The sequence below is a fragment of the Streptomyces sp. YIM 98790 genome (assembly GCF_011421595.1).
Lineage (GTDB): Bacteria > Actinomycetota > Actinomycetes > Streptomycetales > Streptomycetaceae > Streptomyces.
Genome location: NZ_WTLH01000001.1, coordinates 92,795 through 104,353, shown reverse-complemented (window position 1 = coordinate 104,353; position 11,559 = coordinate 92,795). Strand labels below are relative to the sequence as shown.

The 11,559-nt window shown below is 72.4% G+C and carries 10 protein-coding genes and 1 pseudogene; 5 read left to right on the top strand and 6 right to left on the bottom strand.

The annotated features are described in order from the left end of the window. Nucleotides 1-813: pseudogene (locus GQS09_RS00440) on the top strand (hypothetical protein); the annotation flags it as partial. Between the two features lie 53 nt (nucleotides 814-866). Here GQS09_RS00440 and GQS09_RS00435 read toward each other — a convergent pair. The 4 genes from GQS09_RS00435 to GQS09_RS00420 are packed head-to-tail and all read right to left on the bottom strand — an operon-like array spanning nucleotide 867 to nucleotide 5,360. Beyond that, nucleotides 867-2,135 (bottom strand): sugar ABC transporter permease, encoded by a 1,269-nt coding sequence (locus tag GQS09_RS00435; protein ID WP_207957301.1) that lies wholly within the window; start codon nucleotides 2,133-2,135, stop codon nucleotides 867-869. Continuing rightward, nucleotides 2,132-2,884: an ATP-binding cassette domain-containing protein gene (locus tag GQS09_RS00430; RefSeq protein ID WP_165983920.1), complete on the bottom strand. Its 753-nt coding sequence runs from the start codon at nucleotides 2,882-2,884 to the stop codon at nucleotides 2,132-2,134. Before GQS09_RS00430 ends, GQS09_RS00435 begins: the two co-directional genes overlap by 4 nt. A 50-nt stretch (nucleotides 2,885-2,934) precedes the next feature. Further along, nucleotides 2,935-4,245, bottom strand: a complete 1,311-nt coding sequence (locus GQS09_RS00425; RefSeq protein ID WP_165983907.1) for a substrate-binding domain-containing protein — start codon at nucleotides 4,243-4,245, stop codon at nucleotides 2,935-2,937. Next, the gene (locus GQS09_RS00420; protein ID WP_313895927.1) at nucleotides 4,242-5,360 is read right to left on the bottom strand and encodes an ROK family transcriptional regulator; all 1,119 of its coding nucleotides are present in this window, start codon (nucleotides 5,358-5,360) and stop codon (nucleotides 4,242-4,244) included. Before GQS09_RS00420 ends, GQS09_RS00425 begins: the two co-directional genes overlap by 4 nt. Before the next feature lie 319 nt (nucleotides 5,361-5,679). Between GQS09_RS00420 and GQS09_RS00415 the strand changes: the two genes are divergently transcribed. The 3 genes from GQS09_RS00415 to GQS09_RS00405 all read left to right on the top strand — a co-directional run bounded on the left by GQS09_RS00415 (nucleotide 5,680) and on the right by GQS09_RS00405 (nucleotide 8,889). Then, nucleotides 5,680-6,969, top strand: a complete 1,290-nt coding sequence (locus GQS09_RS00415) for an ABC transporter substrate-binding protein (protein ID WP_165983905.1) — start codon at nucleotides 5,680-5,682, stop codon at nucleotides 6,967-6,969. Between the two features lie 115 nt (nucleotides 6,970-7,084). Further along, on the top strand, nucleotides 7,085-7,984 hold the full coding sequence (locus tag GQS09_RS00410; RefSeq protein ID WP_165983904.1) for a carbohydrate ABC transporter permease: 900 nt from the start codon (nucleotides 7,085-7,087) through the stop codon (nucleotides 7,982-7,984). Beyond that, nucleotides 7,984-8,889: a carbohydrate ABC transporter permease gene (locus GQS09_RS00405; protein ID WP_165983903.1), complete on the top strand. Its 906-nt coding sequence runs from the start codon at nucleotides 7,984-7,986 to the stop codon at nucleotides 8,887-8,889. Before GQS09_RS00410 ends, GQS09_RS00405 begins: the two co-directional genes overlap by 1 nt. A 76-nt stretch (nucleotides 8,890-8,965) precedes the next feature. On the opposite strand, the gene GQS09_RS00400 is transcribed toward GQS09_RS00405, so the two are convergent. Continuing rightward, complete coding sequence (locus tag GQS09_RS00400; RefSeq protein ID WP_165983902.1) at nucleotides 8,966-10,063, bottom strand: epoxide hydrolase family protein; 1,098 nt, start codon at nucleotides 10,061-10,063, stop codon at nucleotides 8,966-8,968. Nucleotides 10,064-10,174: 111 nt separating this feature from the next. On the opposite strand from GQS09_RS00400, the gene GQS09_RS00395 reads away from it, so the two are divergent. Beyond that, the gene (locus GQS09_RS00395; protein ID WP_165983901.1) at nucleotides 10,175-10,639 is read left to right on the top strand and encodes a MarR family transcriptional regulator; all 465 of its coding nucleotides are present in this window, start codon (nucleotides 10,175-10,177) and stop codon (nucleotides 10,637-10,639) included. Nucleotides 10,640-10,643: 4 nt separating this feature from the next. Here GQS09_RS00395 and GQS09_RS00390 read toward each other — a convergent pair whose 3' ends face one another. Beyond that, entirely contained in the window at nucleotides 10,644-11,549 is a 906-nt protein-coding gene (locus GQS09_RS00390; RefSeq protein WP_165983919.1) for a DMT family transporter, read from the bottom strand. Nucleotides 11,550-11,559 lie beyond the last annotated feature (10 nt).

Sequence of the window (11,559 nt, the reverse complement as noted above, 5' to 3'; positions counted from 1 at the left end):
CACCCCGCGCAGCCGTCCCCGCCGCCGCCCACACAGGCCGCGGCGCCCCGGGCGGGCAATCCCTACGCCGGGCCGGCGACCCCGCCGCCACCGGGGGCGGGGCCGCCGGCCGGGAGCTTCGGTGCCGCCGTCCCCTCCACCCCGTATCCGCCGGTCTCCCCCTACGCGCACGCGGGCGGACCCGGCGGGCCCGGCACGCCGCGCCGCTCCTCGCGGACGGTGCTGGCGGTGGTGGGCGCGGTGCTGGCCACCGCCATGGTGCTGACCGGCGGCTGGGTGCTGTTCGGCGACGACGGGAAGGAGACCCGGAGCGGCGGCGAACAGGGCGGGAAGGACAACAGCGGCGGCACCGGCGGCACCGGCGACAAGGACGGCACGGGCGGCACGGGCGGCGTGGAGCAGGCGGACCCGGACGCGCTGCCCGCGGAGTACGTCGGCACCTGGGAGGGCTCGGCCGAGGTGCCGAGCCGCTCCGACATCGACGGCGAGATCACGGTGACGCTGACCCTGGACCCCGGCTCCGTCGACGACCATGTCGGCACCCTCGTCACCCATGCCACCGAGATCCTCACCGGATGGAATCTCGGATGCACCGAGACGGTCAAGCTGATCGCGATCCAGGACGGCTCCATCCGGCTGGAGGGCGCCTCCAGCCGGAACACCGATGCGGAGAATCCGTTCGTCACGGGCTGCCAGGCGGGCAACGTGCACGTGATCACGCTGGACGAGGACGATCCGGACATGGTGCTCGGCGAGACCATCTACCCGGCGAGCGAGGAGCCGCCGATCGCCCTGCACCGGGTGGACGGCTGAACCGCATCATGAACCGTCCGCCGCCCGCCGGCCGGCGCCGCCCGGCCGGCCGCTCAGCGGGAGCGCGGGGCGCGCAGCAGGGTGTCCGCGGTCAGCGCCAGCACCAGCACCAGGCCGGTGACGATGTAGCGGGAGGCGGTGTCCAGGTTCAGCAGGGTGAGCCCGCTGGAGATGGAGGTGATCACCAGCACCCCGACCAGCGCCGACCAGGCACTGCCCCGCCCGCCGAACAGGCTNAGCGCCGACCAGGCACTGCCCCGCCCGCCGAACAGGCTGGTGCCGCCGATCACCGCCGCGGCGATGGCGGTCAGATACGTCTCGGCCCCGCCGGTGCCCTGGTTGGCGGCGGCCAGCCGGCCCGCCGCGAGCACCCCGCCCAGTGCGGCGAAGGTGGAGCAGGCCACGAAGCAGGACACGGTCACCCGCCGCACCGCCACCCCGACCAGCATGGCCGAGCGGCGGTCGCCGCCCACCGCCCGCACCGAGCGCCCCCAGCGGGTGCGGCGCAGCAGCACGTCCACGACGGCGACCAGCGAGATGAACAGCACCACCGGGTAGCCGATGCCGCGTGCCGTGCCCAGGTAGGCGACGGTGGCGCTGAGCAGCGCGGCCAGCGCGCCGACCCGCAGCAGCAGCCGGGCCAGGCTCACCCGCGGCAGTTCGGCACGAGCCCGCCGGGAGCGTTCCACGAGCTGCACCGCCGCCACCACCGCGACCACGCCGGCCACCAGCGTCCAGGCGGCCACCGGGGAGAGGAAGCCCTGCTGGGCGAAGCTCACCAGCCAGGATTCGAAGGGCAGGTTGATCGAGCCGCGGGAGCCGAGCACCCTGAGCTGCACCCCGGCCAGCACCAGCAGCCCGGCCAGGGTGAGGACAAAGCTGGGCAGGCCGAGCCGGGTGGCCAGCAGCCCGTAGGTGAGGCCGACCACCACGCCCACCGACAGGGCGAGCAGGATGCCCAGCCCGATCGGCCACTCCCACAGCACGGTGGTGACCGCCACCACCGAGGCGGCCAGGCCGCTGACCGAGCCGACCGACAGATCGATCTGCCCGACCAGCAGCACCAGCACCACGCCCAGCGCGATCACGCCGGTGGGGGCGGACTGGAGGGTGAGGTTGACCAGGTTCTCGGCGGACAGGAACGCCGGGTTGATGATCCCGAACACGGCCCAGATCAGCACCAGGGCGGCGATGATCGGCAGCATGCCGAGCTCGCGGTCGGGCAGTCTGCGCAGCAGGCGCGGCCACGGCGCGTCGCTGTCGAACGCGGCGGTGGCGGCGTACGGGGTGCGGGAGGAGGGCGGTGCGGAGGCGGGCGTCATCGGGATTTCCTGCCGCTGGGCCGGCTCGCTCCGGTCATCGCGGCGAGCAGATCCTCGTATCCGACGCTGGCCGCGTCAAGCTCTCCGCCGACCCTGCCCAGCCGGAGCACCACGAAGCGGTCGGCGACCGCCTGGAGATCCGACGCCTGGTGACTGATCAGCACCACGGCGTGGCCGCGCTCGCGCAGCCGCTCCACCAGATTGAGCACCTCGGCGGTCTGCCGGATGCCGAGCGCGGCGGTGGGCTCGTCCAGCACCACCACCCGGGGGGAGCCGAGCAGCGCCCGGGCCACCGCCACCACCTGCCGCTGGCCGCCGGACAGCTCCCGCACCGGCAGGCGGACCGACGGCACGCTGGTGCCGAGCTGGCCGAGCAGCTCCCACGCCGTGCGTTCCATGGCGACCTCGTCCAGGAAGCCGCCGCGGGTGGGCTCGTGGGCGAGGAAGAGGTTCTCCACCACGTCGAGGTTGTGGCACAGGGCGAGGTCCTGGAAGACGGCGGCGATGCCCAGGCTGCGGGCCACCGCAGGAGAGCCGAGCACCACGGGTCTGCCGTCCAGCAGCACCTGGCCGGCGTCCGGGCGGTAGACCCCGGCGATCACCCCGGCGAGGGTGGACTTGCCGGCGCCGTTGTCGCCGACCACGGCCAGCACCTCGTGCGGGTGGACGTCCAGGCTGACGTCGGCCAGGGCGCGGACGCCGCCGAAGTTCTTGCAGACGCCGCGCAGCGACAGCACCGGGTCGGACAGCGAGGGCGGGGTGGCGGGTGCGGGGGAGGCGGCCGAAGCCGCGGATTCGGTCACGGCGCCTCCTGGAGCAGTCCGGCCCGGGTGCAGGCGTCTTCGTAGTAGCGGGTGCAGATGTCGTCCACCGAGTGCACACCGCCGTTGACGATGACCCGCTCGATGTCGTTCACGCCCACCGCGCGGGGGGCGAGCAGCAGGCTGGGCACGCCGTCGATCACCGCGGTGGTGCGCGGTGACTCGCCGCGCAGCACCCGCACGGCCAGTTCGGCGGCGGTGCGGGCCTGCTCGGTGGCGGCCTTGTAGACGGTCATGTACTGGTCGCCGGTGAGAATCCGCTGGACCGCGGCCAGCTCGCCGTCCTGCCCGGTCACCGGCGGCACGGGCTCGATGCCCGCGGCCTTCATGGCGGCGATCGCGCCGCCGGCGATGGCGTCGTTGGCCGCGTAGATGCCGTCGACCCGGCCGGCGTACTGGGTGAGCTGGCTCTCCACCCAGTCCGTGGCCTTGTCGGGGCTCCAGTCGGGGGTGTCGTACTCGGCGAGCACCTCGATGTCCTCTCCGTCGAGCGCGCGGTCGACCCCGGCGGCGAGCTCGGCGGAGTTCGGGTCGGTCGGGGAACCGTGGACGAGGAGTATGCCGGGTGGGTCCCCGCCCGTTCTCGGGGCCCGCTCCTTGAGGGCGGCCACCAGGGCGGTGCCCTGGAGGTAGCCGATCAGCTCGCTGTCGAACGAGACGTAGTAGTCCACGTCCGCATCCGCGATGAAGCGATCGTAGGCGATGACGGGGACTCCGTACCGCTCGGCCTGCTGCACGATGCTGACCGCGGCGACCGCGTCCACGGCGTCCAGCACCAGGACGTCGGCGCCGCGGGCGAGCATGGACTCGGCCTGCTGCTGCTGGATGGCGGCGTCCTGGTCGGCGTTGGCGTAGTACACCTCGCAGTCCGGGCAGCGGCGTTCCACCACGCCGGCGAACGCGGGACGGTCGGCGGTCTCGTAGCGGGCGGTCTTCACCTCGGGCAGCAGCAGCGCGATGGCGCCCTCCGAGTCCTCGGCTGCGCCGCCCGCGCCCCGCGGCCCGCACGCCGCACCGCCCAGCGCCAGGCCGGCCACCACTGCCAGCCCCACGATCACCTGCCAGGCCCGCCCCCGGGCACGAGGGCCCGCCCGGCGGTCCGCGGCGCCCGGGGCGTCAGGCTCCGTGCGGCGGCTTCCCGGGCCCGCGGCACCGGCCTGCGCGGCACCGGCCTGCGCGGCGGAGTACGGGGAGCGGACTGCGGTACCCACGGCGGGGGAACCCGCGGAGCGGTCCGCGGCGGAGCCCGGGCGGCGGAGCGCGGTGGCTATCCCGCGCAGCGTGGTCATACGCTCACCCCCAGGGCTCCGCTGAGGCGGGCGGTGTCCAGGGCCACGGCGAGGGCGCCGCGCACCTCGGCCGCCGAGCCCAGCTCGCCGGCCACCACCTCCACCGGCCCGGCGGTGGAGGGCATGGTGCGCTGGGCGACCACGTTCCGCATCGGGCCGAGCAGGATCTCCCCGGCGTCCGCGAGCTGGCCGCCCACCACGACGATTTCCGGATCGACCAGGTTGCACAGGTTGGCCGCGGCCACCCCGAGGTGCTGGCCGGTGTCGGACAGCACCCGGCGGCAGCCCGGGTCGCCGTCCTTGGCCCGGGTGATGACATCCCGCAGCGTCAGGTGGCCGTGGCTGGCGGCCAGCATTCCCAGCAGCGCCGGAGCGCCGACGAATGTCTCCAGGCAACCGCGGTTGCCGCAGCGGCAGATGGGCCCGTTGTCGTCGACCGTCACATGCCCGATCTCGCCGGCGCCGCCGCCGCGGCCGTGCATGAGCTGGCCGCCGAGGATCAGGCCGCCGCCCACTCCGTGCGAGACCCGCAGGTAGGCGAGGTCCTCGTGTCCGGCGCCGGCCCCGAAGCGGGCTTCGGCCAGGGCCCCGAGGTTGGCGTCGTTGTCCACGGTCACCGGGGCGGACAGTTCCTCGCCGATCACCTCGGGCACGGCCACGCCGTCCCAGCCGCGCAGCATGCCGACGGTGGTGATGCGGCCGGTGCGGCGGTCCACCGGGGCGGGCAGGCAGACCCCGACCGCCAGCAGTTCCTCGGGCCGGGCCTCCACCGACTCGACCATCTCGCTGACCAGCATGGCGGCGCGGCGCAGCCCGGCGTCGGCCCGGTGGTCGGGGGCGAGCGGCATCCGCTGGTCGGCCAGGACCTGCATGGAGGCGTCGGCCAGTGCCACGCGCAGCGAGCGGCTGCCGAAGTGCACCCCGGCCACCAGTCCCAGGTTGCGGGCCAGGGTGACCAGCAGGGCGCGGCGTCCGCTGCGGGTGGAGGGGGAGGTGTGCAGCACACCGGCGGCGGTGAGCTCCTTGACGATGTTGGAGACGGTGGCCGGGGACAGGCCGGTGACGCCGGCCAGCTCGATCTGCGTGAGCGACCCACGCCGCTGGACGGCGCTCACGATCCGGGCTCGGTTGGCCTCACGTAGTGAAGTCTGCGAACCCGGGGTCACCCGGTCAGCGCGCACAGCGGTCAGGATACCGCCTGGTCTTCCACGAGCTCTGAACCCGGAAGCGGGCAGGGGCGCCGTCTCCGCAGGTTTGGATACACGACCCAACCCGAAGACACGGTTGGATGTCACTTTGAATTTACTTCTTGACTTCAATCGGGGGCGGCCCTTTGATGGGCCGCGGACGGGCGCACCACGGCGCTTCCGGCCGGTGCGTGACTCCCCACACGCACCGACCCCCTGATACGGCAACGAAGGCGTAGGGATACGAATGCGTGTCAATCGCAGAACGAACGCGATGGTGGCGGGCGCCGTCATCGCCGGCCTGACGCTGGCCGCCTGCGGCGGCGACTCGGACGACGGAGGCGACGGCGGCGGCGGTGGCTCCGCCGCCGAGGTCGAGGTCTTCACCTGGTGGGCGGCCGGCTCGGAGAAGGCGGGCCTGGACGCTCTGGTGAACGTCTTCGAGGAGCAGCACCCGGAGACCAAGTTCGTCAACGGGGCCGTGGCCGGCGGTGCCGGTTCCGCGGCCAAGGACCTGCTCCAGTCCCGCCTCCAGGCCAACGACCCGCCGGACACCTTCCAGGCGCACGCCGGCATGGAACTGCTGGACTACATCAACGCCGGTCAGCTGCAGGACGTCTCGCTGCTCTACGACGCCTTCGAGCTGCGCGACGCCTTCCCCGCCGACCTGATCGAGCGTCTGACCCACGACGGCAAGATCTACTCCATCCCCTCCAACATCCACCGCGCCAACGTGGTGTGGGCCAACCCGGCCGTGCTGGAGGCCAACGACATCGACCCGGACAAGACCTACGCGGACCTCGACGAGTGGTTCGCCGACCTGGACACCCTGCAGGAGGCCGGCGTCACCCCGCTGTCGGTGGCCACCGCCTGGACCCAGGTCCACCTGCTGGAGACCATCCTGCTCTCCAGCCTGGGCGCGGACGCCTACACCGGTCTGTGGGAGGGCACCACCGACTGGAACGGCCCCGAGGTCACCGAGGCGCTTGAGAACTTCGAGCAGGCCATGAGCTACACCAACAGTGACCGCGACGGTCTGGACTGGCCCGAGGCCACCCAGATGGTCATCGACGGCAACGCCGCCTTCAACGTGATGGGCGACTGGGCCGTGGCCGCGTTCGAGGAGCAGGGCAAGGTGCTGGGCACCGACTTCACCGCCTTCCCGGTCCCGGGCACGGACGGGGTCTTCGACTTCCTCGCCGACTCCTTCACCCTGCCCGAGGGCGCCCCGCACCCCGACGGTGCCCGCAACTGGCTGGAGACCGTCGGCTCCCTGGAGGGCCAGACCGCGTTCAACAAGGCCAAGGGCTCCATCCCGGCCCGCGTGGACGCCGACCCGGCCGAGTTCTCCGCGTACCAGCAGACCGCCATCGAGTCCTTCGGCCAGGACACCATCGTCTCCTCCCTGGCGCACGGCGCGGCGGCCCCGGTGGCCGTGCTGAACGCCATCTCGGACGCCACCAGCAAGTTCACCGCCGGCGCCTCCGACGTGGCGACGTTCCAGTCCGAACTCGCCGCCGCGGCAGCCACGAGCTGACCGCGCCCGCCGGTCCGGCCGTGACCTGACCGGCATCCGGTCCCGGCCGGACCGCGGCGCGCCGCCGCCGGCACGATCCCGCCGGCGGCGCGCCGCGGCGCTCCAGGGAGATTTGATGATCAAGACCGTCAAGAAAGCCGGGGCGCCGCTGCTGCTGATAGCGCCCTCGCTGATCCTCGTGGGCATCTTCGTCTACGGGCTGATCGGCGCCAACTTCCGCACCTCGCTGACGGACGTGCACACCGCCGCCCAGACCACCGGCCGGGCGCCGTCCGAAACCGTGTGGCTGGACAACTACTTCGACCTGCTGGGCAGCGAGGCGTTCCAGCACTCGCTGAAGAACCTGCTGCTGTTCACCGGCGTGTTCCTGGCCGGGACGATGCTGATGGGGTTCCTGTGGGCGTGGCTGCTGGAGCGGCCCCTGAAGGGCGAGGGGATCTTCCGCTCGATCTACCTCTTCCCCATGGCCGTGTCCTTCGTGGCCTCCGGTGTGGTGTGGCGGTGGCTGCTCAACTCGAACCAGGACGCGAGCGCCACCGGGCTCAACCGCCTGTTCCAGATGGCCGGCCTCGACTTCCTCCAGAACAACTGGTGGAACAACGTCGACTACGGCATCACCGCCATCGCCATCCCCGCCATCTGGCAGCTCTCCGGCTATGTGATGGCGCTTTTCCTGGCCGGCTTCCGCGGCATCCCCGACGAGCTGCGCGAGGCGGCCCGGGTGGACGGCGCCTCCACCTGGCAGCTCTACCGGCTGGTCCTCTTCCCGCAGCTTTCGCCCATCGCGCTGTCGGCGCTGATCATCATCGGGCACATGTCGCTGAAGTCCTTCGACCTGATCATGTCGATCTCGAAGCCGGCGAACTACCAGACCAAGGTGCCCGCGGTGGACATGTACGTGTTCAAGTCGAGCTTCGACTACGCGAACGCCGCCGCGGTCGGGTCGATCCTGCTGGTCATCGTGGCCCTGGTGGTCGTGCCCTATCTCGTCCGCACGAATCGCAAGGAGAAGTGATGACCGCGGTCACCACCCAGCCGGTCCCGCCGCAGGAGGTCGCGGGCACTCCGGCAGGCCGGGGGCGCGGCCGTCGCCGGGGCGGCGGTTTCACCCTCGCCCGCACCCTGCGCTACGCGGCCCTGCTGTTCTTCCTCCTGGTCGTCCTGATCCCCGTCTACGTCCTGCTGGTCACCAGCTTCAAGGGGCCCGGCGACGCCTCGCCGGCGCGGGCCTGGTCCCTGCCCACGAGCTGGACGCTGGACAACTGGGAGGCCGCCTGGACCACCCTGTCCCCGGCCATCTGGCGCACGCTCCAGATGGTGGTGCCGTCCGCGCTGATCGCCGCGCTGCTCGGCTCCGTCAACGGCTTCGTGCTCTCCCGCTGGTCCTTCCGCGGGGCCAACCTGGTCTTCACCCTGATCCTGTTCGGGATGTTCATCCCGTACCAGGCGGTGATCATTCCGCTGAACGAGCTGGTGCTGGAGCTGCAACTGCCGAGCGGCATCCCGACGCTGATCCTGCTGCACTCGGTGTTCGGCATCCCGATCACCACGCTGATCTTCCGCAACTACTACCAGACCGTGCCGCACGAACTGGTGGAGGCGGCGCGGATCGACGGCGCCGGCATGCTGCGCACCTACTGGTCGGTGATCCTTCCGATCTCCGTGCCGAGCTTCGTGGTGGTGCTGATCTGGCAGTTCACCTCGGCCTGGAACGACTTCCTGTTCGCGGTGTTCTTCTCCTCCAGCCAGAACGGCCCGGTGACCCTGGCGCTGAACAACCTCGCCAACGGCGCGCTGCTGCAGAACTACGGCGTCTCCATGGCGGGCGCCCTCTTCGCCTCGCTGCCCACGCTGGTGGTCTACATCGTGCTCGGCAAGTACTTCATCGGCGGCCTGATGTCCGGCTCCGTCAAGAGCTGACCCGCCCGTCCCCCCGACTCCGCCCCCTTCCCGGACGGTTCCCCCTATGCCGCTCCGGGAAGGGGGCGGACCCCTCTCAGCCCCGGTCGCCGTCCTTGGCGAGGGTGAGGAAGAAGTCCCGGACGTCCCCGGCGAGCAGGTCCGGCACCTCCATCGCGGCGAAGTGGCCGCCGCGCCCGAACTCCGACCAGTGCCTGATGTCGTACCGCCGCTCGGCCAGGGGCCGCACCGGCTGCGTGATGTCGTGCGGGAACACCGCCACGCCGACCGGTACCGGGCACGGCTCGGTCCGCCGCGGCGCCTCGCGGTGCAGCCGCGCCGAGGAGGCCGCCGTGGCGGTCAGCCAGTACAGCGAGATGCCGGTGAGCATCCGCTCGTCGCTGATCGGCGAGCGGGGGTCGGTCCACTGGGCGAAGCGTTCGGCGATCCAGGCGAGCTGGCCGACCGGGGAGTCGGTCAGCGCGTAGCCGATGGTCTGGGGGGTGAGGGCCTGCAGCGCCTGGTACGGCGGACGGTTCGCCATCAGCCGCCTGACCTTGTCCAGCCGGGCTTCGTCCGTTGCGGACAGTCCGATGCCGGCGTCCGGGTCCGGCCGGGTCGGCAGGTAGTTGACGTGCACCCCGATGACCTGCCCGGGCGCCACCGCGCCGAGCGCCAGTGAGATGCCCGCGCCGAAGTCGCCGCCCTGCGCGCCGTAGCGCTCGTACCCGAGGCGGCGCATCAGCTCCGCCCAGGCCCGGGCGACCCGGACGATGTCCCAGCCGCGCTCGTGGGTCGGCCCGGAGAAGCCGTAACCCGGGATGGAGGGGATCACCAGGTGGAAGTCGCGGGAGAGCGGCCCGATCACGTCGAGGAACTCCAGGAACGAACCGGGCCAGCCGTGGGTCAGGATCAGCGCCGGCGCGTCCGGTGCCGGGGACCGGACGTGGACGAAGTGGATGTTCTGGCCGTCGATCTCGGTGGTGAAGTGGGGCAGCTCGTTCAGCCCGGCCTCGTGCTCGCGCCAGTCGTAGCCGGTGCGCCAGTACGCGGCCAGTTCCCTGAGCCGTGCCAGCGGGAAGCCGTAGTCCCAGCCGGCGTCCGCGATCTCGTTGGGCCAGCGGGTGCGGGAGAGCCGGTCGGTGAGGTCGTCGAGGTCGGCCTGGGGGATGTCGATGCGGAACGGCTCGATCACGGTGCTGACTCCAGTGGGATCGTCCGGAAGGAAACGTTAGGGCGACTAATGTTCGGCTCCCGAACGATACCACAATCGTTAGTGCACCCCATGATTTGTTAGGCTCCAGGCGTGGAGGACCCGTCCGAGACGACGCGCGCCAGGTGGGAGGCTCTCCCCAGCTGGCTGCTCACCCAGACCGCCGGCCACGCGCACCGCCTGGTCGCCGACGCGTTCGCGTCCGTGCGCGCCCGCGGCTACCACTACCGCCTGCTGGCGGCGCTGGAGGACTTCGGCCCGGCCAGCCAGGCCGAGCTCGGCCGCCGCAGCGGCATCTACGTCAGCGACATGGTCACGGCCGTCAACGAGCTCGCCGGGCAGGGACTGGTCAGGCGCGACCCGGACCCCTCCGACCGGCGGCGCAACATCATCTCGCCGACCGCCGCGGGCGTGCGGCAGCTTCGGCGGCTGGAGAAGCAGCTCGCCGCATGCCAGGAGGACCTGCTGGCTCCGCTGTCGCCCGAGGAGCGACAGCGGCTCACCGGGCTGCTGTCCACACTGCTGGACCACCACAACCGGCCGACCGGGAGCGCCTGACGGCTCACCTCCGCGCGGGCACCCCGGCCGGGGCGGGCCCGGCCGCGGGAGCGGGGCGGCGGCCGGCCGCGGTGGCGAGGACGGAGCCGGTGAGGATGGCGGCGAAGGAGGCGAGGACGGCCGGGGTGAGCGGCTCGGAGAGGAAGAGGACGCCCGCGGCCACGGCCACCGCCGGATTGACGTAGGTGAAGACCACGGCGCGGCCCGTGCCGACCTCGCGGAGCAGCTCGAAGAAGAGCAGGAACCCGAGCGCGGTGCACACCGCGCCGAGTCCGGCGAGGGAGGCCACGGCCTTGCCGGAGGGCACGGTCTCGGGACGGGTCAGCCAGGCCGGTACGGCGTAGACGGCGGTGGCCACGGCCAGGCAGGCCGCGGTGAGCTGCAGCGTGGGCACCTCGCGCAGCCGGCGGGCGGCGATCAGCGGGGCGACGGTGTAGCACAGCGCGGTGAGGAGCACTTCGCCGACCGACAGGGCGCTGCCCCCGGCCAGATGCGGGGCGGCCAGCAGGGCCACCCCGCCCAGGCCGAGCAGCAGGCCGGTCCAGCGGCGCAGCCCGAGCCGCTCGGTGCTGCCGGTGAGGCGGGTCAGCAGGGCGGTGAGGATCGGGACGACGGCGATCAGCAGGCCGGTCATCGAGCTGGAAAGCTCCCGCTCGGCGTGCGAGAGCAGCGCCCAGGGGCCGAGGATCTCGATGGCGGCGAAGAGCAGGACGGGCCCCCAGTGGCGGCGGAGACGGCCGGGCCCTCCGGCCCGCAGCGCGAGCGGCAGCAGGAGCAGCAGGCCGATGGCACAGCGGGAGAAGACGACCACGGGCACGGAGACCTCCTCCACCGCCACCTTGATCATCAGGTAGGGGATGCCCCAGACGACGCCCATCAGCGAGAACAGCACCCAGCCGCGTGCGGACACCGCGTCCTCC